General features: G+C 60.6%; 24 protein-coding genes, 1 other RNA gene and 1 riboswitch. Of the genes, 18 read left to right on the plus strand and 7 right to left on the minus strand.

From position 1 onward, the window contains the following. Positions 1-21 precede the first annotated feature (21 nt). The 3 genes from ABD059_RS12785 to ABD059_RS12795 all read right to left on the minus strand — a co-directional run bounded on the left by ABD059_RS12785 (position 22) and on the right by ABD059_RS12795 (position 5,813). Positions 22-795 (minus strand): DUF4145 domain-containing protein, encoded by a 774-nt coding sequence (locus tag ABD059_RS12785; RefSeq protein WP_343880645.1) that lies wholly within the window; start codon positions 793-795, stop codon positions 22-24. 126 nt (positions 796-921) lie between these two features. Continuing rightward, positions 922-4,851: an NACHT domain-containing protein gene (locus ABD059_RS12790; RefSeq protein WP_343880647.1), complete on the minus strand. Its 3,930-nt coding sequence runs from the start codon at positions 4,849-4,851 to the stop codon at positions 922-924. Between the two features lie 389 nt (positions 4,852-5,240). Beyond that, positions 5,241-5,813, minus strand: coding sequence for a hypothetical protein (locus tag ABD059_RS12795; protein WP_343880649.1), 573 nt, complete (start codon positions 5,811-5,813; stop codon positions 5,241-5,243). 248 nt (positions 5,814-6,061) lie between these two features. Between ABD059_RS12795 and ABD059_RS12800 the strand changes: the two genes are divergently transcribed. From ABD059_RS12800 to ABD059_RS12820, 5 genes are all read left to right on the plus strand, one after another. Then, complete coding sequence (locus tag ABD059_RS12800) at positions 6,062-6,193, plus strand: hypothetical protein (protein ID WP_343881099.1); 132 nt, start codon at positions 6,062-6,064, stop codon at positions 6,191-6,193. After that, the gene (locus ABD059_RS12805; protein WP_343880651.1) at positions 6,165-6,614 is read left to right on the plus strand and encodes a TadE family protein; all 450 of its coding nucleotides are present in this window, start codon (positions 6,165-6,167) and stop codon (positions 6,612-6,614) included. Before ABD059_RS12800 ends, ABD059_RS12805 begins: the two co-directional genes overlap by 29 nt. Beyond that, positions 6,580-7,023 carry a hypothetical protein gene (locus ABD059_RS12810; RefSeq protein WP_343880653.1) on the plus strand — a complete coding sequence of 148 codons (444 nt, stop codon included), beginning with the start codon at positions 6,580-6,582 and terminating at the stop codon, positions 7,021-7,023. The genes ABD059_RS12805 and ABD059_RS12810 overlap by 35 nt, the downstream gene beginning before the upstream one ends. Beyond that, positions 7,020-7,496, plus strand: coding sequence for a pilus assembly protein TadG-related protein (locus ABD059_RS12815; RefSeq protein ID WP_343880655.1), 477 nt, complete (start codon positions 7,020-7,022; stop codon positions 7,494-7,496). The genes ABD059_RS12810 and ABD059_RS12815 overlap by 4 nt, the downstream gene beginning before the upstream one ends. A gap of 80 nt (positions 7,497-7,576) precedes the next feature. Further along, a complete protein-coding gene (locus ABD059_RS12820; protein WP_343881071.1) occupies positions 7,577-9,175 on the plus strand; it encodes an FG-GAP-like repeat-containing protein in 1,599 nt (532 codons plus the stop codon). Here ABD059_RS12820 and ABD059_RS12825 read toward each other — a convergent pair. Next, positions 9,110-10,249 carry an FAD-dependent oxidoreductase gene (locus tag ABD059_RS12825; RefSeq protein ID WP_343880657.1) on the minus strand — a complete coding sequence of 380 codons (1,140 nt, stop codon included), beginning with the start codon at positions 10,247-10,249 and terminating at the stop codon, positions 9,110-9,112. The genes ABD059_RS12820 and ABD059_RS12825 overlap by 66 nt on opposite strands. 290 nt (positions 10,250-10,539) lie before the next feature. Here ABD059_RS12825 and ABD059_RS12830 point away from each other — a divergent pair, with 290 nt between their 5' ends. The 11 genes from ABD059_RS12830 (at position 10,540) to ABD059_RS12880 (ending at position 20,149) form a co-directional block, all read left to right on the plus strand. Continuing rightward, entirely contained in the window at positions 10,540-11,676 is a 1,137-nt protein-coding gene (locus ABD059_RS12830) for a carboxylate-amine ligase (protein WP_343880659.1), read from the plus strand. A gap of 58 nt (positions 11,677-11,734) precedes the next feature. Further along, entirely contained in the window at positions 11,735-12,853 is a 1,119-nt protein-coding gene (prfB, locus tag ABD059_RS12835; RefSeq protein ID WP_343880661.1) for a peptide chain release factor 2, read from the plus strand. A gap of 159 nt (positions 12,854-13,012) precedes the next feature. Beyond that, positions 13,013-13,717, plus strand: coding sequence for a cell division ATP-binding protein FtsE (gene ftsE / locus ABD059_RS12840; protein WP_343880663.1), 705 nt, complete (start codon positions 13,013-13,015; stop codon positions 13,715-13,717). Beyond that, on the plus strand, positions 13,714-14,628 hold the full coding sequence (gene ftsX, locus ABD059_RS12845; RefSeq protein ID WP_024476767.1) for a permease-like cell division protein FtsX: 915 nt from the start codon (positions 13,714-13,716) through the stop codon (positions 14,626-14,628). The genes ftsE and ftsX overlap by 4 nt, the downstream gene beginning before the upstream one ends. Before the next feature lie 28 nt (positions 14,629-14,656). Continuing rightward, complete coding sequence (locus ABD059_RS12850) at positions 14,657-16,168, plus strand: peptidoglycan DD-metalloendopeptidase family protein (protein ID WP_343880667.1); 1,512 nt, start codon at positions 14,657-14,659, stop codon at positions 16,166-16,168. An 87-nt stretch (positions 16,169-16,255) separates the two neighbouring features. Beyond that, complete coding sequence (gene smpB, locus ABD059_RS12855) at positions 16,256-16,729, plus strand: SsrA-binding protein SmpB (protein WP_343880669.1); 474 nt, start codon at positions 16,256-16,258, stop codon at positions 16,727-16,729. Between the two features lie 3 nt (positions 16,730-16,732). Further along, positions 16,733-17,104, plus strand: a complete 372-nt coding sequence (locus ABD059_RS12860; RefSeq protein ID WP_343880671.1) for a hypothetical protein — start codon at positions 16,733-16,735, stop codon at positions 17,102-17,104. Positions 17,105-17,203: 99 nt separating this feature from the next. Further along, positions 17,204-17,574: a transfer-messenger RNA gene (ssrA, locus tag ABD059_RS12865) on the plus strand. A gap of 104 nt (positions 17,575-17,678) precedes the next feature. Continuing rightward, entirely contained in the window at positions 17,679-17,903 is a 225-nt protein-coding gene (locus tag ABD059_RS12870; protein WP_343880673.1) for a hypothetical protein, read from the plus strand. Positions 17,904-17,907: 4 nt separating this feature from the next. Continuing rightward, positions 17,908-19,635, plus strand: coding sequence for an alpha-glucosidase (locus tag ABD059_RS12875; protein ID WP_343880675.1), 1,728 nt, complete (start codon positions 17,908-17,910; stop codon positions 19,633-19,635). Between the two features lie 22 nt (positions 19,636-19,657). After that, the gene (locus tag ABD059_RS12880; protein WP_343880676.1) at positions 19,658-20,149 is read left to right on the plus strand and encodes a YdeI/OmpD-associated family protein; all 492 of its coding nucleotides are present in this window, start codon (positions 19,658-19,660) and stop codon (positions 20,147-20,149) included. Here the strand turns inward: ABD059_RS12880 and ABD059_RS12885 are convergent. Further along, a complete protein-coding gene (locus ABD059_RS12885; RefSeq protein WP_343880677.1) occupies positions 20,146-21,246 on the minus strand; it encodes a carboxylate-amine ligase in 1,101 nt (366 codons plus the stop codon). The genes ABD059_RS12880 and ABD059_RS12885 overlap by 4 nt on opposite strands. Positions 21,247-21,374: 128 nt before the next feature. Beyond that, positions 21,375-21,446, plus strand: a riboswitch (Fluoride riboswitch). Between the two features lie 23 nt (positions 21,447-21,469). On the opposite strand from ABD059_RS12885, the gene ABD059_RS12890 reads away from it, so the two are divergent. After that, complete coding sequence (locus ABD059_RS12890; RefSeq protein ID WP_343880678.1) at positions 21,470-21,961, plus strand: fluoride efflux transporter FluC; 492 nt, start codon at positions 21,470-21,472, stop codon at positions 21,959-21,961. Continuing rightward, positions 21,958-22,344: a fluoride efflux transporter FluC gene (locus ABD059_RS12895; protein ID WP_343880679.1), complete on the plus strand. Its 387-nt coding sequence runs from the start codon at positions 21,958-21,960 to the stop codon at positions 22,342-22,344. The genes ABD059_RS12890 and ABD059_RS12895 overlap by 4 nt, the downstream gene beginning before the upstream one ends. On the opposite strand, the gene ABD059_RS12900 is transcribed toward ABD059_RS12895, so the two are convergent. Next, positions 22,341-23,081, minus strand: coding sequence for a metal-dependent transcriptional regulator (locus ABD059_RS12900; RefSeq protein ID WP_343880681.1), 741 nt, complete (start codon positions 23,079-23,081; stop codon positions 22,341-22,343). The genes ABD059_RS12895 and ABD059_RS12900 overlap by 4 nt on opposite strands. A 1-nt stretch (position 23,082) precedes the next feature. Further along, entirely contained in the window at positions 23,083-24,012 is a 930-nt protein-coding gene (locus tag ABD059_RS12905) for a metal ABC transporter permease (protein WP_343880682.1), read from the minus strand.

Consider the following 24,012-nt stretch of genomic DNA (forward strand, 5'->3'; position numbering starts at 1 on the left):
TAACCGTTTCCAGGCGGCCGATCACTTTGCGTATATCCGACCTTTGGCTTCGTTCACGGCACGCACACGCTCTTTGAGCTCGGGAGCAACCAATAGTTCGTTGAATGCCGCTTCAATAAACTCTAAACCGTCCACAACGGCACGGACGCTGAGCCGTTCCCCTTCGTGAGATCCTGAATTCCCAATCCACTTCACAGCGAGGAGCTGTTCGCCCACTTGATGATTCTCTGTTGCTGCCTTCCAAAGCTCAATTCGTTTGTGAAGATTAATGCGTCTGTTTTTCGGGTCATATGCCGGTATCCCCCAGTCGGTGAGGAACAACTCTATCGCGGCGCGAAGCACTGTCGCGGCAGAACTGGGATCAACGAAAATGATAGGCGCGGCGCGGTCTATGGCATCGCGGATGTCCTGCGGTACGGACTCAGGCAGCGGTAGTAGGGGCAGCGGCGGGTTGAAATACTCGACTTTGTAGAACTCCGAGTATGCAATTCCTTGGTAGTCACTGCCCAAATCTGAGGTGGCGTAGTCAACTCTGAATCTCCCAACCCCGATTACCGTCTGCTTGCATTCGCTGTAATCGCAATGCCCGATCACATGCATCGTCCCCGTAATCCATTCGGGCTCCCAGCCAGGGTGATTCATGTCGTTCATGGATTTCTCGTTGCGAGCCGTTACAGGCTTTTCCCACGAGACATACCCTTCTCCGCAAATTCGGCAATGCGGGCGCGGCCACAACGTGCCTTGCTCAATCTCCTCATCGAACCTCTTTAGAACCTGGAGGTGGGTATTGATCATCATCTCTTCCCTGTCAACGGCTACAGAGCCACTCGCCCCGTCAATGACAGCATATTGCGAGGAAGAGCAGTTGAAGTGGCATGACACCTGGGATGGCCGATTCCGGGTTGGGCCCAAATCCGTTCGTCATTCGGTTGAGGGCCTATGGAGCGACGCGTCAAGGACTATAAGGGCGATGTGACGACCGGCGGCTTCTTGTTCAGCGATTGTGTCTCCTAGATCTGCGCGAAGTTTATCGAGTCCGCTGATTCTTGCCACCCGCTGCCGGCGGTAGTCGGTATCCGTCCACATCTCCGGATCGAACCAAATAACGACGTATAAGCCGTAGTTTGTGTGGAGGTCAGCCATGTACCTATCCACGAGCTGACTCTTGATAGAGCTGAGAAGGTCCGCATTCCAGCAACCCTTGACCTCGCCTACGATGGTGACCAGCTCGTCAGGAGATCCTGGGGGCGCTATGGCGTCTACTCGTATGTCTGTACGCTCACCCATGCCCGAAGAACTAACCCGCCTGATCTGAACTTCGCGATTCACAATGGCGCCACGGCCTAGTAATACCGCTTGGAGTTCGTTCCTGAGATAGTCAGAGACTTCATCTTCTGACTTCGGTCTTTTCGAATAGGTGTCCCAGAGAAGCGGTGATGATGGTGTGTCGCCCTGCAGCCGGTCCTGGATCCGTGACAGCCCTTCGAGGCATGCGCCGAGTAAGTCTTCTTCAGAGCGCACAACGCGCGATTGAGCATTGGCCGCCAGCCTGTCGATCTGATCGGGAGTCAGAGGTTGCCAGCTTCTTTCGAGCTGCGTTCGCTCTGCCCGTAGCAAAGTGGTTTCCAGCCAAGGCATGTCGGGATGGGCGCTGGCGATACGCTGGATCACCGCCACAGCGGTCGAGCTCCCGCGTGTTGCTAGAGCGTCAAGCACGCTGTCTCGCCACAGGGCTACCGTCTCTAGGGGACCGATAATACCGCCCTCTTCATTCCACGGGTCCATCTCCGGCGGGAATACTTCTAAGAGCCATTCGTATAAAGATGCCAACCCTTCGTCCGGAAGATTTGGTGCTTTCCGCCTATCTGAGAAAGGCATTGCGAGCAAGGCGGATTTGAGACAGTCTGGATCTTTTCGGATCAAGTTAGACAGCTCGTCCCAATCGGATTTCCCGTTTCCGTAGAGCAGCTTCAGAACGGCCACGCATGCTCGGTTAGGATTTGCCACACGCTGTGCTGGCTCGAGCCACTCCGTCAACAGCGGACGCAGCAGCTCTGGATATTTACTCCATAAGAGGTCGGTGAGATCGATTAACGGTTTGCTTGGTACGAGAGTAAGTCTCAACTTGTCGACGAGCGTGGCGACCAGAGCTTCAGTCTGGAGGAGTTCAAACTCATCCCTTAGTACTACAGGCAAATCTCCGGCAATAGCTCCGTCGATAACCTGCAGCAACGCGTTCGTCAACTCAATCCGGGCATGGGGTAGAGCCTGCCTAATAAGGTGGTGTCTGTCCTGATAAGCTCGGTCGTCGGCCATCACTCCCCACGCAATAATGATGGGTGCCCACTCGCACCATACAGCCGGCTCCAACCCGGCAAGAGTGTCTCGGCTTTCCCGGAGAAGAAGCACCAGGGCGGAATAGCCAGCTGTAGCGGGGAAATAGCGGCGGTTCGTGCCCAGCCACTCGCCCGGCGAGCACCGCCCCGCACGGACGTACACTCCTGCGGCGGCCAATAAGTCCTCCCGGCAATCCTGTGTCAAACATTGCCACCGGGGATGTTTGGTCAGGTCCGGTTGATGTGGATTCTCTATTGAGGAACATCTCGGAGGGACCATGATAAGTTTCGACGCTTCCCAAAATGCTGTGACGTCACCGTCTTTCGCCAACGATGACAACACGGGAATCTTTACCTGGATTTCTTCGTCCGCGGTCCGGGTGGCCTCTTCGCGGGCCGCCCTCTTTTGCGCAGTCTCCTGGTAGATCCGCAGTATCTCGCGCTCTGCGTCTGCTTCCTCCGAGCGAAGGTCGATAGGGTCTCTCCACGATGAGAACACAGCGGCTGCAGGATGATCGTTTGGCAGCCCGAGCACGTACTCGACATGCGATCGGTCATTAGGATTAGCCGTTCGCAGTAGAGCTCTGGCCAAGTTTGTACGCAGTGCCGCCTCCGACGATGTGTACTCGTCCATCAGCCACTCAAAGTCGTCCGAACGCAGTAGGTAACTGCTCGATCCCATCCGACCGGTAGCGGCTATTGCCAACGTCAGATCGTCATACTCCAACACGGACAGGGCTATAGTCCGGCGTATTGCCGCACTTGGTTCGTTCTTAAATAGAGGCTCGAAATTTCGGACGCGCGGTGTAGCCATTAGGGTTGCGGCTTGCAGCACGACGTCGTTGTCTAGGCGAGCCAAGGATAGGGTGAATATCGCATCCTCTAGGGGTGCAATCCTTGAGTCTCCTATCAGTTGTTCTTTCGAGATGAGCCAGGCGCAGGCCGGCTCAAGATCTTCTGAAGTTAGCGCCCCTGCAAACTCGGTGATGAAGATTGAATGAATGCCAACGAAGTTCTTCGGATGCTGCGGATCAATCAGGGAGAACACTTCCGTAGTGGAGATGGCGTGCGGCCAGGAGGCCAGTAGACCGATGGCAACTAACTCCTCTGCTTGCACCGGATCGCCCCTATCTAGAACCGGAGCTTGCAGCAGCGGTAACAGGGAATCATCAGGACTCTCCATGAACAGTTCGTATACTGCCCAAGCAGCGGCGGTCCGGAGGCCCAGCGCGGCATCGTGATCCAAAGCGATGCGTACCAACTCCGGCCTTGCTGGTTGGGTATGGCACCGCCGCGCAATTTCGATGGCGATGCGTTTGGCCTCGGAAGAGCCGTCTCCCAAAGAATCGCGGAGTTGGTCTGCTATCCCCGGATGAGCTAATCCAGAGAATTCATGCCGGTAGTCATGGTGAAGGCGGCCAATCTCAGCTTCAGCCAATACGGCCGATACGATGCGCTGACGTAAGCCATCATCGGTTATCTCCACACCCAGAAGGAATGCTTCTGAATCCACCTCAATAAGCCAGCCGAAGTCCGCGGAAATGGCGACGAGCCAAGCAGCAATCTGCCTTACCCGAGGGTGCAACCTACCGGAGTCCGACTTGAGTAATGAAGCCACCTGGTGCGGGGCTAGTGATTGCTTGGTCAGCCAACGAGCTGCTAGAAAGTCAGCGAAAGTGGCGTGAGCCCATGTAAGACGGCGGCTGCCGCTGCCTGTGAATAAGCCAGTTTGAAGCGCCGACTCTATTGCCTCGGCAGTGACCGGGTCAGAACTGCACTCTTCTATGGTGAAGTCCTCGGGTTCCGCTTCGACAGAAGGACCAAGCCAAAAGGTCTGCCTGCCTACAAATGCCGACATCGCAGCGAGCCGACTAGCGGTTTCAAGTCGAGCGGCACCAAAATAGCGTCGTCTGCTTGAATCGCGCCGCGGTTGGTTCATCTCCTCGCATAAACCTAGGAGCCCCTTCTCATACAGATCTGCTGCTCGCTCAGGCAAGCTGCCTTCTCTCAGATAGGTGGTGGCCAACAGCCTAAGCGTGAGCGGTCTGGAGGCCAGAGGGACGGCATGGGACGCCTCCACTGCTGAAAGGAAGTTGTTGGCATCAAGGCCAAAGGAGTCAACTAGATTCGCCGCATCTTCTTTCCGCAGAGGAAGAAGTTCATGTGGTGTCACTTCGTCAAAATGTTTGTTGAGGCTATCTTCCAGTGAAGCAGGCCACTCTGATGTTCTGCTAACGATTCGTAGCAGCAGCCGGTCGGTATCCCATTCATTGAGGTACCCAGCCAGGAGTTGGTGGAGGTTATCTATCCGGGTTTGAGCCTCGTCAAAACTATCCAAGGTCAGGCAGAGCTGAGACTTGCCTCCAAGCCAGGTTCTTATCTCTGGACCTTCGAGAACGTTCCGGACCAAACGGTCTTCGCTCGAGTAAGGAGCTAGATCTATAAGTACTTCTTGAGCCGCAAACCCTTCAGCCACGAGGGGACTTGCAGCCGTAATAGTGGTGGACTTGCCCATGCCAGGCTCTCCAAGCAGAACTAAGCACCTCTTGGTACATAGTTCACGCGTGGTGACTAAGTCCGAATTTGTGGCACGGTATGAGCCTGCGTCTCTATCGAGCAGCCATCCCTGTCGGTCGAGGATGTAGGAGCGGTCCGATGGCAGCCAATATCGTTCAATGGGTCGGATAGGTGCGGTACGCGGACTTGGAGCCATTCTCCTATCCTATGACTGGATCGAAAGAGCCTGAATAAGTGGAAATACTGCGTATTCGATCGCGCTTCACCGCGTAGATGCTTAGTCCGCTCGCTGCCGGCGATGCGGGCGAGTGACGTGCGGACCAGCATGTAGTTCTGGATGTCGTCAGGGAACGGATTCGTCTTCGCTGTAGGGTCACAGCAACTAGGTCAGCGCAGAAGCTTCAGTTCCCTGATCAAGCGCAAAGTCTCACAAACTACATTGGCGTGATCTAACACATACGAATTTGCGTGTCCTACCGCGTAGATTTGAACAGATCTGTCAAAACCTTGCCATTGGCGAACTTGACTCGCATTCGCGTGGAGGAGTCTCCCATGAAGGTAGACGTTGAGCAGATCGTAGGCAGTGCCAGCCCAGAGCGTATTGGCATCGCTATCAGTTATCACTCTGAAATCCTTCTTTGCACTGTTCTCTATGGATGTCAGTTTCTTTCGAATTTCCCGGCATCTTGGTGCAGACGAAGGACTAAGCTCGCTGATTGCATTCGCGACCTTGGCGATATGAATGAATTCACTTTTGAGAAGTGCAAGTGGGCGAATATAGACTAATAGTTGTGTGAAGTGTGCCTCCTCCACCGAATCGAGGTCTTTCTTGCTCATCGAGAAAGGTCGTGAATCACATCCGTGGGTGATGCGGTGAACTAGAAGGTTGACTACGTCGCTTGCATACGCAGCGAACACCTCTACTTTTTCATGCGGCGTGAGCATCGCCTCGTCATACATCTAGACCCCAATAACTAATCAGTGACTATTCCTCAAGTATCCACCAGTTATGGATTCGTGGTGCCCGAAACGATTTTGTGTTCTCTCTAATGGGGGCGGGCGTTCCTGGGAGTAGTAGGTGTCTGCATAACAACCGTTTCCGCGTAAATCTTGCATCTACGAACGCAGTTCAGGGTCCGTCTTCCTCGGTCGATTGCGGCTGAATCCCGGCGCCATTCCAAAGTAGTGGCCGGGTATCGAAAACACCGGTGAACACTGCAAAGAACGGCTGGGTGATGATCACCCTGATGTCTGCGGTACTGGTAGCAGCGCTGCTCGCACTGGCCGGTCCGGCATTGGAGAACCTCTTCAATGACGCGATCAGTCGCGTCAGCCCCTGATCGGCCACTGGTGCGGAGGCCACCGGGCGGAAACACCAGCCACGAGCGTGGGGCGGCGGTGGTGGACTTCGCTCTGATCGGCGGGCTCCTCACCGTCATGTTCGTTGCGGTCATCCAGCTCACCCTGGTGCTTCACGTGCGGAATACCCTGATTGATGCGGCGTCGTCAGGAGCGCGCTACGGAACGCTGGCTGATCGGACCGCAGCCGACGCGCAACAGCGCACTGGAGCCATCATCTCCACGGCGCTCAGTGATGGTTACGCCGAAGAAATATCCGTCGTCGAAGTCAATCAGAACGGATTGTCGGTGCTGGCCGTGACTGTCCGGGCGCCGCTGCCAGTGATCGGCCTCATCGGTCCCGCGGGAGTGTTGGAGGTGACTGGTCATGCGGTGCTTCCTCGCGAACCCAACGACAGCTGAACGGGAGAGCGGGAGCGCCGTCGTCGAATTTGTCTTCCTCGGACTCGTTTTGCTGGTGCCGGTTATCTACTTCATCCTGACCATCGGCCGGTTGCAGGCGGGTTCCTTCGCCGTGGTCGGGGCCGCTGATCAGGCAGCCAAGATTTACGTAACCGAAGATTCGCCGCCCGATGCCACCGCCCAGGCGCAGCAGGCAGCGATCCTCGTCCTGAAGGATTTCGGTTTTGACGCGTCGGAAGCGGAGATCGAGGTGAACTGCGACGGCGAATGCCTCACCCCCGGTTCCGGAGTGACGGTAGAAGTCCGGCTCGGCATCAACTTGCCGTTCATGCCGCCCGGACGCGGCGTGGACGGTTCGGTGATGGTCGTCGAGTCGTCGGCGACACAGCTGGTGGAGCGGTTCAGGTGACCATCCCCAGGTCTCCTCTGACCCGGCAGGATCTTCCGTCCGGATCCGAGGAGGGGCAGGTCATGGTCATGGTGATTGGATACCTGCTTTTGTCCCTGTTGATTCTGACCGTGGTGCTGGCCGCATCGGCTGTTTACCTTGACCGGCAGAAGCTTTTGTCAGTCGCCGACGGCGCAGCCCTGACTGCCGCGGACACCTTCAGACTGGCCGAGCCAGCTCCTGGTACGGCGGTCCCTCTGCCAGCGCTGGATTCCATGCTGGTCCGGTCGACGGTGCAGGACTACCTTGACCTGACCGGTGCCAGTGCGCGCTTCGATGGGCTGGCGGTGGACCCGGGGACCGGGGCACCCGATAACAGGACGGCGCAGGTGGTGTTGACTGCGGTGGTCCACCCACCCGTAGTGAACTTTCTCGTACCGGAGGGGATACCCATCGTCGTGACCGCCGAGGCCCGGTCCGAGCTGACCCGCTGAGGCTTCGGAACGATCAAATTGGTGGGGGCCTGGCCCCTCCCAAAGCTTTGATCGGCGGTAAAATGATCTCGTTGAATGAGGTGGTTCAGATGATGGCTCGTTCGCTTAGACGGCTGGCATTGGCGATTGGAACATCGCTCGCGCTACTCTTCGGGTTCATCACCGTTGCACCTCCCGCGCAGGCTGCTCCCTTGTACGGTCACGATATCTCCTGGCCCCAATGCCCATCAGCAGTGGGTGGTTTCGGTTTGCCCCTGCCGCCGGCTTCAACCCAGTTCGTCGTGGTCGGACTAACCAAAGGGCTTCCGTTCACCGAAAACCCCTGCCTGGCGAGTCAGGTCGCCTGGACCAAAACCAACAACAAGCCGACCCACGGCTACACCATGGCAGGGTATCCCACAGCCACCCAGTTGAGTACCTATGGTTCGCGGGGGCCGTGGGGGAGCAACACCCGTGCGGGTCGGCTATCGAACGTGGGGTACTCCGAAGCACGGTTCGCCGTCGCCAGCATGAACCGGATCGGCTTCCGGCCACCGGTGGTGTGGATCGATGTCGAACCCAGGCCGGCCCAGCCGTGGCCCGCCAGCACCACAGCGCAGCAACGCGACAACAGGCTCATCATCGAGGGTCTGATGCGCGGGCTCCGCGATGCTGGGTTCTCTTACGGCCTCTACTCCTATACGTCGGGGTGGGCAGAGATCACCGGATCCTGGTGGCTTCCCGGGGTGCCGGTGTGGGCCACAGCCGGCAGGCTGGACTATCCGACGGAGGCGCTGGATCGGTGCTGGCAACCGAGCTTCTCCGGCGGCCGGGTCTATTTGTCTCAGTGGTACGACGACACACGCGACTACGACCTGACCTGCGAGCCCTATGCCTTCACTCCCTTGGCTATCCCCGCATCGACGCTGTCCCGCTCCACCGCCGACTTCAACGGGGACTGGAACAACGACATCCTGGCTCGTGTCACAGCGACCGGTGATCTCCGGATGTACCCCGGAAAGGGAGATGGCACTGCGTGGGGTGGGGTCCGGATCGGGGCGGGGTGGAACGGATTTGACGTTCTTGAAACCCCGGGCGACTTCAACGGCGACGGTCCCACTGACGTGCTGGCCCGCGAAACGGCTACCGGGTACCTGTGGCTGTCTCGGGGGAATGGTGTCGGTGGTTGGCTGCCACGCACCCGGGTGGGCCATGGGTGGAATGTGTTCAGTTCGATTGTGGGGCCAGGGGATTTCAACGGTGACCAGTTTGTCGATGTACTCGCCAGGGAACGGTCCACCGGCTACCTCTGGTTGTATCGGGGGAATGGAACCGGGAGCTGGCTGCCGCGGGTCCGGGTTGGCAGTGGCTGGAACATTTTTAACGCCATTGTGGGCCCGGGGGACTTCAACGGCGACGGCCGGGTGGACGTGCTGGCCCGTGACAGAGCGACCGGCTACTTGTGGCTGTATCCGGGCAACGGCACAGGGGGATGGCTGCCGCGCTCGCGGGTGGGACACGGCTGGAACTCGATGACAGCGGTGATGAGCCCCGGCGATTTCAATGGGGATCGGACAGCTGATGTCCTTGCTCGTGACAGCCAGGGGATTCTGTGGCTGTATCCAGGCAACGGCTCAGGGGGTTGGTTGCCCCGCGTGCAGGTGGGTACCGGGTGGAACGGGCTGAACCTGATCTTCTGATGCCATGCCAGCAGCCCGGCTCCCCACCTTCTGCAGTCGCTTCACAGCGGCGATCGCGGCGGCTCTGCCCGCGCGGGTAGCGCCAAGCGTCGATGCGGAGGCGCCGTAGCCCACCAGCAGCACGCGCGGATCCTTGAGCACACGCACCCCTTCCATCCGGATTCCGCCCCCGGCCTCCCGCAGTTTCAGCGGTGCGAGGTGGTCCAGTGCAGGGCGGAACCCGGTAGCCCACAGGATGACATCCGCACGGATTTCTGTTCCGTTTCGCAACAGGACGCCCTCTGGAGTGATGGCCCGCATCGGACCCGCGGAGACGAGAATCCCTGCCGCTATCCCGTCCTGATACTGGGCGGTCAGTGGCAGGCCAGTGGTCGACACCACGCTCGCAGGAGGGAGTCCGGCCGCCGTCCGTTCGTTGACCCGGGCTTCGACTTCCCTGCCCCACTGTGCATTGAACTCCCGCCCGGTGAAGGATGGCGGACGTCGGGTGACCCAGGAAGTGGTGGCACCGGCATCGGCGAGTTGAAGAAGGAACTGGACCGCTGACGTCCCGGCCCCCACCACCACCACGTGCAGCCCGCGGAAGTGCCGCGCAGATTGGAAATCGTGGGTATGCAGCTGGTTCCCTAGGAACAGCTCCCGGCCGGGGTAAAACGGCCAGTAGGGCCGGTCCCAGGTCCCGGTTCCATTGATGATCAGCTCGGCATCCCAGCTGCCGGAGGTGGTGGCTACTCGCAATGGACCGGCTGGGGTGGGGGACACCACCTCGGTGACTGCCTCAGGGCGATGCACCGGGAGGTCGAAAAGTTCTTCATAGTCACCGTAGTAGCGGCTGACCACCGATGACGCGGGCTCGGTCGGATCGGGGATGCCAACCTTCAGGCCCGGCAGGTCGTGAATGGTGTGGGCAGAGCCGAAGGTGAGCGACGGCCAGCGGTGACGCCAGGCGCCACCGGGGCCGTCATTGGCGTCCAGGACCACGAAGTCCTCCTCAGGTTCAAGCCCCTGGCGTCGCAGATGGTAGGCCGCGGACAGGCCAGCTTGCCCGGCCCCGATCACCACCGTCTTCAGCATCCTGCCCTCTCGGCCCTGCGGACTCACCCGTGCGGATCGTCTTCCTCCGGTAAAACTGGCCTCGGGCCTGGCTTATTCCACCCCATCCAGCACCAAGGGCACGGGGTCACGGACTTGTGCACGTGCGCAGCTGTGGTGGGTGCGACAGAGGAGGACCCGCCACCGCTGGACAACCGATTGCTCCTCCTGACCCTTGACACCATTTTCAGATTTGAGGACCCTTCTGACTAGGCTCTCATCCTCGAATCCGAGGATGATCGGCAAAGCTGACGCCCAGAAGGGGGCAGGCAGTGCAGCCAGCAGATATTAGCTTCACCGGTTCCGCGGTAAGAACCTTCGGGGTGGAAGAGGAACTGCTGATCCTGGATGAACACACCGGTCGGCCTGCGCCGCTCGCACCCCTCGCGTTGTCCGACCCCGTCCCGGCCGACGACGACGTCAGCGAACTAACGCTGGAACTGCAGCAACAGCAACTAGAGGTCATCAGCAAGCCCTATTCCGCTCTGGAGGACCTGGCGGCGGCAATCCAAGGGGGCAGGCGTCAGGCCGACCGCGCGGCCCAACAGGTCGGCGCGCGGGTCGCCGCACTGGCCACCAGTATCCACCCGACGGCCCTCAGGCTGGCACCAGACGATCGGTACGCCCGGATGAGGGACCTCTACGGGCTTGCGCTCGCTGAACACCTGACCTGCGGGTTTCACATCCACGTTTCGATTGAATCCCCCGAGGAGGGGGTCGCCGTTCTGGACCGGATCCGGGTGTGGCTGCCCATCCTGCTGGCCCTCAGCACCAACTCTCCGTACTGGAATGGAGTGGATACCGGGTACGCCAGCTACCGGTACCCCCTGAATCTGCGGTGGCCCACCTCCGGGACCTATGAGGCCTTTGGATCGGTCTCCTCGTACGAGACGATGATCCGCGCCCGGCTGAATGACGGGGTCATCCTCGACGAAGGAATGGTCTACCTTGATGCGAGGCTCGCCCAAAAGCACCCAACGGTCGAGGTCAGGGTCTGCGATGTCTGCCTGCTCAGCGCCGACGCCGTTCTGATTGCCGCTCTGACCAGGGCCCTCGTGGAGGAGAGTGCCAGAGCCTGGCGGGCCGGCGAACCGGCACCGGTCGCCACGGCCGCCGATCTCCGGGCGGCGAGCTGGAGGGCAAGCAGGTATGGGCTGGGGGGACCTCTGGTGAACCCGGTCCTCGGTGGGCTGTGCGAGTCGGCCGAAGCCGTCCACCTGTTGATTGAGCGGGTCCTCCCGGTACTGCGCGACTACGACGACGAAGCGACAGTGCTTCGGCTCCTCCACCAGATCGAGCGCCGAGGCACCGGCGCCGACTATCAGCGTGCCATGATGCACGAAGGTGCCGCCGCCGTCGTCACCGATGCAGTGGAGCGGACACAGCAGGACCCTCTTGACTACTACTAGCAGCGGGCGCCAGCAGCCAGCGGTCGCTGTCGGCGCCATGACGTAGGCTGGTTCAATCATGGCAAACATCGATTTTCCCGCAGAAATCCGCGCGCTCCGCACCAAATACGCCAACATCGAGCAGGTTGCCGATGTTGAAGCGATCCGCACCGACATTGCGGAGCTGAGTGAACAGGCTGGCGAACCCAACCTGTGGGATGATCCTGCCGCCGCCCAGAAGATCACCTCGAAACTCTCGCACCGCCAGTCGGCGCTCGAACGCCTCGAAACCCTTCACTCGCGGATCGAAGACCTCGAGGTGCTGGTGGAATTGGCTCAGGACGAGGATGACGAAGCGTCCCGCGAGGAATCAGTGAAGGAACTGTCGTCCCTGAGCGCTTCCCTGGACCGGCTCGAAGTAGTGACCCTGTTGGCAGGCGAGTACGACGAGCGGGAAGCAGTCGTCAGCATCCGTTCCGGCGCGGGCGGAGTAGACGCCGCCGACTTTGCGGAGATGCTGCTCCGTATGTACCTGCGGTGGGCCGAACGCCACGGGTACCCCACCCAGGTCCTTGACACTTCCTATGCAGAAGAAGCCGGCCTGAAGTCCGCCACGTTCGAGGTGAAGGCGCCCTACGCCTTCGGCACCCTGTCAGTGGAGGCCGGAACGCACCGTCTGGTCCGGATCAGCCCCTTTGACAACCAGGGTCGACGCCAGACCTCCTTCGCCGCAGTTGAGGTGATTCCGCTGATCGAGCAGACCGACTCGGTAGAGATCCCCGACAACGAGATCAAAGTTGATGTTTTCAGGTCATCGGGGCCCGGCGGCCAGTCGGTGAACACCACCGACTCGGCGGTGCGGCTGACCCACATCCCCACCGGCATTGTCGTGTCCATGCAGAATGAAAAATCCCAACTCCAGAACCGGGCCGCCGCGCTCAGGGTCCTCCAATCACGACTCCTGCTTCAAATGCAGGAACAGGAGAACGCTGAGAAGAAGGCAATGGCGGGCGATGTGAAGGCTTCCTGGGGCGACCAAATGCGCTCCTATGTGCTCAACCCGTACCAAATGGTCAAGGATCTTCGCACCGACCACGAGGTCGGCAACACCTCAGCAGTGTTCGACGGCGAGATCGACGACTTCATCGATGCTGGCATCAGGTGGCGGGCCAATAACAGGGCCGCACCCGCGGAATAGGCGCACCTTTCGGTCCAGCAGACCTATCAAACGCTCTGCGACACACCGCGACGGTGAGCCAGCAAGGCGCATCGGCGTGGCTATAGTCTAGTGGCCGGTACTTTCTTCCCCCCAGCAAATGCCCGTGCACTGGCAGTCTCATATGGGCGCAAAGTAGTCATGATTAGATTCGACACTGTCACCAAGGTCTACGACAATAACTCTCGACCCGCTCTCGACGCCGTAAGTCTCGAAGTCGATCGTGGAGAATTTGTCTTCCTGGTCGGAGCCTCAGGCTCCGGTAAATCAACGTTTATCCGATTGGTCCTCAAGGAGGACCGGGTGTCCCGGGGTGCCGTCTACGTCGCAGGGCAAAACGTTGCCAACATCCCAAGCTGGCGCGTGCCCAAGCTGCGCCGCGGCATCGGCGTGGTGTTCCAGGACTTCCGGCTGCTGCCCAACAAGACCGTCTTCGCCAATGTTGCCTTTGCCATGCAGGTGATCGGCAAGAGCCGTGCGGTAATCCGGGAGACAGTGCCTGACGTACTGCAGACAGTGGGCCTGGAGGGTAAAAACAACAGGATGCCCCATGAACTTTCTGGTGGCGAGCAGCAGCGTGTGGCCATTGCCCGCGCCATCGTCAACCGGCCCGGAATCCTGCTGGCCGACGAGCCGACCGGCAACCTGGACCCCACCACGTCGATGGGAATCATGAAAGTGCTGGACCGCATCAATTCGAACGGCACCACGGTGGTGATGGCAACCCACGATGACGACATCGTCAACACGATGCGCAAAAGGGTGGTCGAGCTTCGCAACGGTTCAGTGGTGCGTGACGACGCTGAGGGCATCTACATTGGCGAGACCGAGGTGTCGGCGCAATGAGGTTCGCGTTTGTTCTCGGCGAGCTGGGATCTGGTCTCCGCCGGAACCTTGCCATGGTGATCTCCATCGTCCTGGTCACCTTCATTTCCCTCACCTTCGTCGGGGCCGCAGGACTCCTTCAGCTGCAGATCAACCAGATGAAGGGGTACTGGTACGACCGCGTTCAGGTAGCTGTCTTCCTTTGCGTGGACAATTCCACCTCACCGAGCTGCGCTGCGGGACCCGTGTCCGACGAGCAACGTGACGATATCCAGGCCATCCTCGAATCCGATTCTTTTAGCGAGTATGTGTCGACGGTTGAATACGAATCCCAGGAAGAAGCCCTGGGCCATTTCCAGGACCAATTCGCGAATTCTCCAATCGTCGATTCGGTGACCGCTGACCAGCTGCCCGAATCATTCAGAGTCAATCTGGTTGACCCCGAAAAATACGAAGTTATCAACGAAGCCTTCTCTTCGACCCCTGGCGTTGACGTCGTGAGCGACCAACGGGAGTTACTGGAACGCCTCTTCACCTATATGAATGTTGCGTCGGCGATCGCCTTGACCATAGCGGGGGTGATGTTGCTGTGCGCGGTGTTGCTGGTGGCAACCACGATCAGACTTTCAGCGTTTAGCCGCCGCCGTGAAACCGGAATCATGCGGTTGGTCGGCGCCAGCAAGGCGGTCATCCAACTCCCGTTCGTGCTGGAGGGGGTCATCGCGGCGGTGGTCGGGGGCCTGTTGGCGACCGGCACGCTGTGGGCGGTAGCCCATTTCGCCCTCAACGGTGTACTCGCCGAAATGTACCCGGAAACAGCCTTCATCTCCTCGACTGAGGTCTTGCTCCTTGCGCCCCTGCTCATTCTGCTGGGTGGAGTGCTGGCTGGAGTGTCGTCACTCCTGACCCTCAGACGCTACCTGAGGGTTTAGAGTAATGACCAGGAATGAAAGAGAGCATATGCCTGCCGTAAATTCTTGGTCGACTAGGTCGGCCAAACAATCAGTCGTGACCAAGACCGTCGCGGGCACGTCGATTGCAGTGATTGTCGCGCTCGCCCTCGGGTTCAGCGCGCCGGTGTTCGCCGATGAATTGGATAACCGTCAGAACGCCCTCGAGCAGGAAATTGAGGACGTCCAACAGTCAATTGAGTATCTCGACGCCGATATTTCCGAAACGATTGCGCAGCTCCGTGTGTTCCAGGGCCAGCTGCCCGGCGCCCAGCAGGCTCTGGCCGACGCGCAAGGCCGGGTCGAGACGGCCACCGGTCAGGTCACTGCACTCACCCAACGGGTCGATTTGGCGCAGGAGACCAGAAACAAGATCAGCGAACAGATGAATCTCGACCGGGAAGCGATGGGAGAAACCCGGGAGATGATCGGGCAGATCGCTACCCAGGCTTATAAGAATGGGGGAGTACCCTCAAATCTGTCCCTGCTCTTCGGCTCCGAGGGTACTGGCAGCCTCACCAATTCCATGGACATGGTGGACCAGGCTCTTCGGAGCCAGAACGCTGCCATGGACCAGTTGTCGCAGCAGAACGCGACCAATGTGAACTCGAGGGCACGCCTTGAGTCGGTCGAGGCGGAAATCCTTGACCTGAAAGCCCAGGCGGAACAGGCTCTCGCGGCCGAGCAGATAGCCCGCGATGATGCGGCTGCCGAGAAGAGCAAGGTTGACACCCTGGTCGCCGACACGTCGGCGTTGTCGGCTGAGCTTAAGGAACAGAAGCCGGTCATTGAGGCTCAGCTTGCCGAGGTGGAATCCGCCCACGAGCAGGTCACCGCCGATATTGCTGCACGCCAGGCACGTCTGATTGAAGAGGCGCGGAAGCGGGAAGAAGCACGGCTCAAGGCTGAGGCCGAAGAGCGGGCCCGCATCGAGAACGAACGTCGCGCCGCGGAGGCAGCAGCTGCTGCCGAAGCAGCCAACGCCGCTGCGGCTGCCGCAGCCGCAGCCGCGCAACGGCCGGCGCCCGAGCCAGTCGAGCCTGAGCCAATCGTCCCGGCCGCGCCCCGGCCGGTCGCGCCAGTTCAATCCGGCAGTCCTTCAGCGTTCGGTCTCCGTGCGCCTGTCAGCGGTCCCATCTCCTCAGGATTCGGTTGGCGTGCAACCCCGGTTGGCACCATCGACTTCAACGGGTCGGGCGGATATACCCATACGGGCCTCGACTACGGTGTGGGCTGCGGCACCCCGCTCTACGCTCCCGCGGCAGGAGAAGTCTGGTTTGCCGATTCCAACGCGCTCTCCGGCGCCGGAAACCGTATTGTCCTGAACCATGGGGTGGTGCAGGGTAATGCGCTGGCAACCAACTTTTACCACCTGTCCAGCTTCGACGTCTCACCGGGGCAGAAGGTCAGTGCTGGTCAGCTGATCGGTCGCACCGGAACCACCGGCAACTCCACCGGCTGCCACCTGCACTTCGAAACGGTGCTCAACGGCAGCCTGGTCGACCCGCTGGGCCTGCTGTAGTCATCGACGCCGTAGACTGAGGGGTCAGCTCATCGGCTCCTCGGAGTGAGCCAAGAGCAAGACCCCAAGACATGAAGGAGTTGTACCGTGCCCAAGGAAAGTGGCCGTCAGGTAGTGGCCACCAATCGGAAGGCCCGGAACGATTACGAGGTGCTGGACACCTACGAGGCCGGTATCGCCCTGATGGGCACCGAAGTGAAGTCGCTACGGGCCGGCCGGGCGTCCCTGGTGGACGGGTTCGCCATTTTCTACAATGACGAACTGTGGCTTGAGGGTATCCATATCCCCGAGTACACGCAGGGTAGCTGGACCAACCACGCAGCACGCCGCCGTCGCAAACTATTGTTGCACCGGGACGAGCTGATCCGGATCTCCCAGCGCATCAGGGAGAGCGGATTCACCCTGGTGCCGCTTCAGCTGTATTTCCTGAACGGCCGCGCGAAGGTCGAGATTGCTGTCGCCCGCGGCAAACGGGACTACGACAAGCGTCAGACCCTACGGGAAAAACAAGACAACCGTGAAGCTCTACGGGACATGCGCGACAAGAACCGGGGCAGCTAAGGTATGAGTGACGTCTTCTGGGATGCGCAGGAACCCAGGGAGGATCCCGACACGTCAGAACTGCGCTACCGGCGACCCTGGTGGGTGACCCTGGTCGCCCTGATCGATCTGCTGCTCCTCCTGGCAATCGTCCCGGTGGGCATTTTTGCTTTGATCCCGTTTTTCTTCCTGATCTACCTGTATCTGGCCCAACTGATCATCTGGGTGGCGCCGTTGCTGGTACTGATGAACGTCCTGGTGTTTTGGTGGAGTTTCAAGCGCAAGCAGGCGGCGACGACGGCCCTCGCCGCGCTCGGTCTCGCCTTCGTGGCTGTGTCGTTTGTTGTCGTCACTCTGTGGCAGTCGCCGATAGTCATGTTCGGGATTACCCTCTAGAGCAATCGCGGGCCGACAGGGGAATACATCGCCAGCGAGGGTGCGTTACACTAGTAGACCCGGAGCAATCCTGGGTGAAGTGCATTGATAACTACACATGGGGATGACAGGTTTCGACGATGTTAGTCGCGACAGGGGAAGCGGGCCGAGGATTTACAAGGTTATCTCGTAAACGCTCCTTGTAAAAATATAAGTGCCGAACAAAAACGCACTGACTTCGCTCTCGCTGCCTAAGCAGTAAGACCAAGTCCGTCAGCCCGGGAATGCTCTCGTCCCGGATCCTGGCGTCATTTAGAGGGCCACTGCTCCTGAAACTCGTTACAGGTTTCGGGGGGACTCTTATGTAACTGAGCTTGGCAGCAGTCTGTTTGCAGAACTGCTGAAGCTGAGAAAAACCGACGCAAACTGCGCCCGGAGAAGCCCTGACTACACTGCATCGGACGCGGGTTCAATTCCCGCCATCTCCACAAGACCGTCCTACGGCACAACGTCCTTACCCTTTGGGGGAGGGACGTTTTGTCGTTAACCCGGGCAGGCGCGCAGTGGCACCGCCAGTCGGACGTAGACTGACGGTATGAACTGGACGGACGATCCTCCACCCTGGCTTCCTCCCCTGCCGCCGCCCAACCGAGGTCGTCTGCTGGTCAATACCGGCCTCATTCTGGTGATCGGATCCTTCATTTTCATTTTCTATATGAGCTTTGTCGGTGGCACCCACACCCTGTACACCCTGATCCCCTTGGCAGTGGGATTGATCTGCCTCATTGTTGGAATGGTCCGCCGGAACGAAGGGCGTTAACCCTGTGAGCGAAGCGAAGACAGAGTCGACACCGAGTGAGCCGGCCTGGTGGACCGGAGCGGTGGTATACCAGATTTATCCTCGTAGCTTCGCCGATTCCGATGGCGACGGCGTCGGCGATCTTCGCGGCATCATCGGGAAACTCGACTATCTCGCAGAGCTGGGCGTGGATGTTCTCTGGCTGTCTCCGGTGTACCAGTCCCCGCACCACGACAACGGCTATGACATCAGCGACTACCGGCTCATCGATCCGGTATTCGGAGATCTTGGACAATTCCGGGAGCTCCTCGATGGAGTGCACCGCCGCGGTATGAAGCTGGTCATGGACTTGGTGGTCAATCACACGTCTCACGAACATGAGTGGTTCAGAGAATCCTCCTCCTCTCTCGATCACCCCAAACGTGACTGGTACTGGTGGCGGGACCCTCGCGATGGCTTCGCCGCTGGGGAGCAAGGGGCCGAGCCGACGAACTGGGGGTCCGCGTTCAGCGGGCCTGCCTGGACCCTCCATCCAGCAACCGGGCAGTATTACCTGCACCTGTTCGCTTCCCAGCAACCCGACCTGAACTGGGAGAACCCCGAAGTTCGGGCCGCCGTGTACGAGATGATGAACTGGTGGCTCGACCTCGGTGTCGATGGCTTCCGGATGGACGTCATCAACTACATTTCGAAGGACCAGACCCTCCCGGACGGGAAGGTGCCAGCTGGCGGCCTATGGGGCGACGGTGCACCGCACTTCATCTCGGGTCCGCGGATCCACGACTACCTCCAGGAAATGCACCGTGAGGTTTTCGCCGGGAGGGACGCCGAGCTCATCACCGTCGGGGAGATGCCTGGTGCAACGATTGAGGAGGCCCGGCTATTCACCGATCCTGCCCGCCGCGAGCTGGACATGATTTTTCAGTTCGAGCATGTGGGCCTGGATTACGGGCCGGGCGGCAAATGGGATTACCAGGGTCTCGACCTGGCTGACCTGAAGGCCTCCTGGAACCGCTGGCAGACGGGCATGGCGGAGACCGGGTGGAACAGCCTGTACCTGAACAATCATGACCAGCCGCGGCTGGTGTCACGGTTCGGGGATGACACCAGATTCAGGTACGAGTCCGCGACCCTGTGGGCGACACTGCTCCACCTGCACAGGGGAACCCCTTATATCTATCAGGGTGAGGAACTCGGCATGACCAATGTGCCGTTCTCCTCGATCGAGGATTACCGCGACCTCGAATCCATCAACTACTTCAACGAGGCGACAGCTGCGCTCGGGTTGGACCCGGATCAGGTGCTGTCCTCGATCCGTGTCATGAGTCGCGACAATGCCAGGACACCCATGCAATGGTCGGACGCCGCCCAGGCAGGCTTCACCACCGGCGAGCCCTGGCTAAGCGTCAACCCGAACTACCCCACAATCAACGCCGAAGCGGACCGGGCTTCGGAGCGCTCCATTTTCCAGTACTATCAGCGACTGATCCGGTTGCGCCACGACAGCGCCGTGGTGAGGCTGGGGCGGTTCACCCTCCTCGAAGACCACCACCCCACCCTGTACGCGTTCACCCGGACCCACGGGGGTGAGACTCTCACCGTGGTAGCCAACGTATCGGGGGAGAACCTGATCCTGCCGCAGGGCGCTGGCCAGGGAAAACGGCTACTGAGCAACTACCCGGATTCGGGCGCCGGTGACACCGGACGGTTGCGGCCGTGGGAGGCGCGGGTACTTCAAACCGCTGGCCCCTAGACGAGTTCGCTATGCTTCTGGAATGGCCCACTTTCGAGATCCCGGCCCCATCGAGTTCGATGCCGTCATCCAGCGCTCAACCGTGACTGGTTCGGCATCGTTTGTGCAGTTCCCCCACAGCGTGCCGGAAACGTTCGGCGCAAGCGGGAGGATCCCGGTCAGGGCCGTGTTCGACGGCGTCGGCTACCGCGGTTCGCTGGTCACCTCCAGTGACGGGCATCTGCTCCTGGTCCGGTCGGACGTGCAAACGGAAATCGGCAAAACCATCGGCGACACGGTGAGAGTGTCGCTCACACTCGACACCAGTGAACGGGTCGTGGAACTTGCCGATGATGTGTCAGCAGCCCTCACAGCCGGCGGGGCAGAGAACGCATTCCGGGCCCTCTCCTATTCACGTCAGCGCGAGTATGCGCTGTGGATCGCGTCAGCGAAGCGTCAGGCAACCCGTGAGGCGCGGATCACCAGGACACTGCAACGGTTGGCGGAGGGCAAAGCAAACCAGAAACCGGGTTAGCGTTCGGCGGTCAGGGCTGCGCTGTAAAGGTCCAGCAGGGATGCCATGCCGCCGGTTTCCATGGCCTGGCGTTGACGTTCGGCACCCGTGCCGCGCGCCCAGACCGTGGCCAAACCCGCAGCAACCCACTCGGTATCGCCCTCAGCCTCAATGGCATCCGCCGTGTAGGCCAGCAGCCGGTCCATTTGTTCGCGGGCAGGAATTAAAGTTCCGGTTTCGAGATCGACCAGGTCTGTGGCGAGACCATGCCTGGCCGCCTGCCACATGGCGGCGTCGAGCAGCTCCGGGTCGGGATCCAGGAAGGCCAGCCCGGCTTCGGCTTCGCGGACCGCCGTCGACACGAGACCCCTGACCAAGGCAGCGAGCAATACCGAATCCTGCGCCTCAAGCTGCGCATCACCGGCCCGGACCTCCAGGGTGGGATACGCATCCGACAGGCGTGCCATCCAGGTCAGAACCCCGCGGTCGATGATCACCCCGGTCGCCACTAGCCGTTCAATGCGGCGTTCGTAATCGGCCGCGTCGGCGAACACCGGTGGGCATCCCTGGATCGGCCACCTGCGGTAGTGGACCACCCGCCAACTGGCGAAACCACTGTCCCGGTCCAGCCAGAACGGCGAATTGGTGCTGAGGGCTGTAATGACCGGCAGCCACGGCCGGATCCGGTTGAGCGCCTGCACACCGCTTTCCCTGTCGGGGATTCCCACATGCACATGAAGTCCGTTGACAAACTGGTCTGCCACAATGCCCCGGGCGCTTTCACGCAGCTGGTGATATCGCTGGTCATCGGTCAGGGTGGGGTACGCCGATTCAATACGCGGAGCCGTTGCCGAGCCGGTGGCGCGCACGCCTGCCTTCCGGGCAGCGGCGGAGATCCGACGGCGGAAGTGCAGCAAGGACTCTTCGGCCTCGGTCAGGGTGTCGCAGACAGGGGTGGCTGTCTCGAGCTGGCAACTGAGGAGTTCACGCTGAACGTCCTCCGCCTCAATCGTGGGCGACTGTTCCAACAGGGCTTGTACCTCGTTCGCCCGATAAACCGGGAACCCCGAAATCGGGTCCAGCAGAAGGTACTCTTCTTCGATCCCCAGTGTTGTCATGTGGAACCTTTGGCTAGATGGGCTTGGGCAGGTGGAACAACTTGTGCTGATAGTGATCATTGCACCCTCGAATTGCTGACGGCTAATGGTGGACCGCTCTCCGGGGCCAGCCGGCAATCCGATATAGTCGAGGCTACGGCGATGGATCCCGCCCGGGCGCTGCCCGAACCGCCACCATGGCTGATGGTTCCTGCCTTTGACACTCAATAGAGGCAGGAGAGCTGTGTCCACACCACATCGGCGTGAGCCGTCCACGGCCCCGCTGGAGCGACGGCCCTACCGGCGCCTCACCCTCATTGCCGTGGTCTTCGCCGGAGGCACGGCGGGAACTCTGTGCCGGGCCTGGCTGAATGGGGTGGTCCCATCCCCACAGGACCTACCGCTGCCCACCCTGGCGATCAACCTGACCGGGTCATTTCTGCTGGGCCTCCTGCTGGAGGTTCTGCTACGGACCGGTCCGGACCGCGGCGGTCACCGGATAGTGCGGCTCGTGCTGGGAACAGGGTTTCTTGGGGGATTCACCACCTACAGTGCGTTTGCCCTGGAAGCTATTGCCTTGGCCGCTGCCGGCGCCAGTGGGTTCGCCGCCGCCTACGTGGCTATCAGTCTCCTGGGGGGCGTCCTGCTGAGTTTCGCTGGGATTGGCGTGGGTGCAGCGGTTGCCAGAAGAAGGCAGGGCCAGCCAGACGCGACGTCGGAGGAGGACCCCCCATGAGCGTGCTCTTGATCCTGCTGGTTGGTGTCGCTGGTGGCACCGGCGCCGCCGCGCGGTTCGTGCTCGACGGCGCCCTCCGGTCCTGGTTCGCGACGACGATCCCCTGGAGCACCGTAGCTATCAACGTTCTGGGGTCGGGGTTGCTGGGGCTGCTGGGCGGCCTGGCCCTCGGTGCGCAAATGCCCCTGGCGATTGAGCTCATCGCGGGCGTCGGATTTCTCGGCGGCTTCACCACCTTCAGCACAGCGAGTGTTGAAACAGCCCGGCTGATCCAAAGCGGCCAGCTGTGGCGCGCCGTCGTCAACGGGTTGGGGACAGCCGCGCTGGCGCTCCTCGCTGCCGCGGCGGGCGTCGCCATCGGAGTACTCCTGATCGGGGGTTAGCGGTCCGCCGCTTCAGGCAGGCGGCACCCGGAATGGACCTGATCAGTTTCAATCCACAGCGAAGTGGTCAGCTCCTCGCCAAAGTCGAAGGTCCTTGCGGTGCCCGTAGCGCCGACGTTGACCACCAAGGGACCTCCGAACGGTTTTCGCTGGAGGACCTGCACGGGGGAGTCAAGGGTGATGGATTCAGCGGCGAGGAACCGGAGCAGCTCCGGATTTGCGTCGCTGATCCGGGTGATACGGCCCCGGTGCCCGTCGTCGAGCTCCTCCAGCGTGTGGGCGTTCGGCAGGGTGATCCTTCCGTCGGCGGTGGGGATCGGGTCCCCATGCGGGTCTCTTGAGGGGTGCCCAAGCTTCTGGTCGAGGCGTTCGATGAACATGTCGGAGACCGTGTGCTCCAAAAGTTCCGCCTCGTCATGAACCTCGTCCCACCGATAGCCCAGCTCGTTCACCAGGAACGTCTCCAGGAGGCGGTGGCGGCGGACCATCGCCAACGCCAGGTGCAGCCCATCGGCGGTCAACTCGACCGAGCTGTAGGGCTCATGGCTCACCAGACCCAGATCCACCAGCTTGCGGACCATTTCCGAGGCGGAGGAATTGGCGACCGACAGCCGAGCGGCCAGCTGCGAGGCGGTAATGGGTCGATCCTGCCACTCAGTGAAGGTATAGATGACCTTCACGTAGTCCTGAACGCTCGTTGACCCGGCGCTCAGCGCCGAAGCGGTTCGTCCTGCCATCTCAGGCCTCACTTCCCATCGGGGTGCCACGGGGGCTATCGCTTACTGCCAGCGGGGGTGTGTCCTGCGAGGCAGAGCGGCGCAACCGACGCCGACTGGCTACCTGCCAGAGGACTCCGGTTCGCCGCGCGAAAAGATAGACCAGGACGAAGACCAGCGACTGGGACAGCACCACGGCAGCACCGGTCGAGATGTCCAGGTAGTAGCTGGCGTAGATGCCGGCCACCGAGGCGGCCGCGGTGATACCCGAGGCGATCAGCAGCATCCGGTCAAAGCTGCGGGTCAGCAGGAACGCTGTGGCGCCGGGGGTAATGAGCATGGCCACCACCAGGATGATTCCCACGGCCTGCAGACCGACGACGACGCTCAGCGCCAGGAGGCCCAGCAGCAGGGTGGAGAGCGCACGGGTATTCAGCCCGATCACGTGCGCATGCGTGCGGTCAAAGGCAAAGAGTGTGAGGTCGCGGCGTTTGTACAGGACGATGGCGAGGGTCAGCACGCCGAGGATGACCACCTGCCACAGTTCTCCGTTGGTTACACCCAGGACGTTCCCGAACAGAATATGCATCAGGTCAACCTGGGAGGGGGTTCGGGACACAATTGCGAGCCCCAGGGCGAACAGTCCGGTGAAGACCACGCCAATGACGGTGTCCGACTTGAGCTTGGTGGTCGACTTTACCAACCCAATCAACGCAACCGCCCCGGCTCCGAACACGAAAGCTCCGATGGAGAAGGGAATGCCGATGATGTAGGCCAAGGCCACGCCTGGCAGCACCGCGTGGGACACGGCGTCGCCCATCAGCGACCAGCCCATCAGGATGAGCCAGCAGGACAGCACAGACGCGACGACCGCCGCGCAGACCGTGACGATCAGGGCGCGGGTCAAGAAACCGTATTGCAGTGGCTCGGTGAGGAAATTGAGGATTTCCAT

The sequence above is a fragment of the Arthrobacter flavus genome (genome assembly GCF_039526005.1).
GTDB classification, from domain to species: domain Bacteria; phylum Actinomycetota; class Actinomycetes; order Actinomycetales; family Micrococcaceae; genus Arthrobacter_D; species Arthrobacter_D flavus.

Coding starts and splice junctions, on each gene's coding strand:
- ABD059_RS12785 (WP_343880645.1), bottom strand. CDS start 795: ATGATCAATACCCACCTCCAGGTTCTAAAGAGGTTCGATGAGGAGATT.
- ABD059_RS12790 (WP_343880647.1), bottom strand. CDS start 4,851: ATGGGCAAGTCCACCACTATTACGGCTGCAAGTCCCCTCGTGGCTGAA.
- ABD059_RS12795 (WP_343880649.1), bottom strand. CDS start 5,813: ATGTATGACGAGGCGATGCTCACGCCGCATGAAAAAGTAGAGGTGTTC.
- ABD059_RS12805 (WP_343880651.1), top strand. CDS start 6,165: ATGACGCGATCAGTCGCGTCAGCCCCTGATCGGCCACTGGTGCGGAGG.
- ABD059_RS12810 (WP_343880653.1), top strand. CDS start 6,580: ATGCGGTGCTTCCTCGCGAACCCAACGACAGCTGAACGGGAGAGCGGG.
- ABD059_RS12825 (WP_343880657.1), bottom strand. CDS start 10,249: ATGCTGAAGACGGTGGTGATCGGGGCCGGGCAAGCTGGCCTGTCCGCG.
- prfB (WP_343880661.1), top strand. CDS start 11,735: ATGGCAAACATCGATTTTCCCGCAGAAATCCGCGCGCTCCGCACCAAA.
- ftsE (WP_343880663.1), top strand. CDS start 13,013: ATGATTAGATTCGACACTGTCACCAAGGTCTACGACAATAACTCTCGA.
- ftsX (WP_024476767.1), top strand. CDS start 13,714: ATGAGGTTCGCGTTTGTTCTCGGCGAGCTGGGATCTGGTCTCCGCCGG.
- ABD059_RS12850 (WP_343880667.1), top strand. CDS start 14,657: ATGCCTGCCGTAAATTCTTGGTCGACTAGGTCGGCCAAACAATCAGTC.
- ABD059_RS12860 (WP_343880671.1), top strand. CDS start 16,733: ATGAGTGACGTCTTCTGGGATGCGCAGGAACCCAGGGAGGATCCCGAC.
- ABD059_RS12870 (WP_343880673.1), top strand. CDS start 17,679: ATGAACTGGACGGACGATCCTCCACCCTGGCTTCCTCCCCTGCCGCCG.
- ABD059_RS12880 (WP_343880676.1), top strand. CDS start 19,658: ATGGCCCACTTTCGAGATCCCGGCCCCATCGAGTTCGATGCCGTCATC.
- ABD059_RS12885 (WP_343880677.1), bottom strand. CDS start 21,246: ATGACAACACTGGGGATCGAAGAAGAGTACCTTCTGCTGGACCCGATT.
- ABD059_RS12895 (WP_343880679.1), top strand. CDS start 21,958: ATGAGCGTGCTCTTGATCCTGCTGGTTGGTGTCGCTGGTGGCACCGGC.
- ABD059_RS12900 (WP_343880681.1), bottom strand. CDS start 23,081: ATGGCAGGACGAACCGCTTCGGCGCTGAGCGCCGGGTCAACGAGCGTT.
- ABD059_RS12905 (WP_343880682.1), bottom strand. CDS start 24,012: ATGGAAATCCTCAATTTCCTCACCGAGCCACTGCAATACGGTTTCTTG.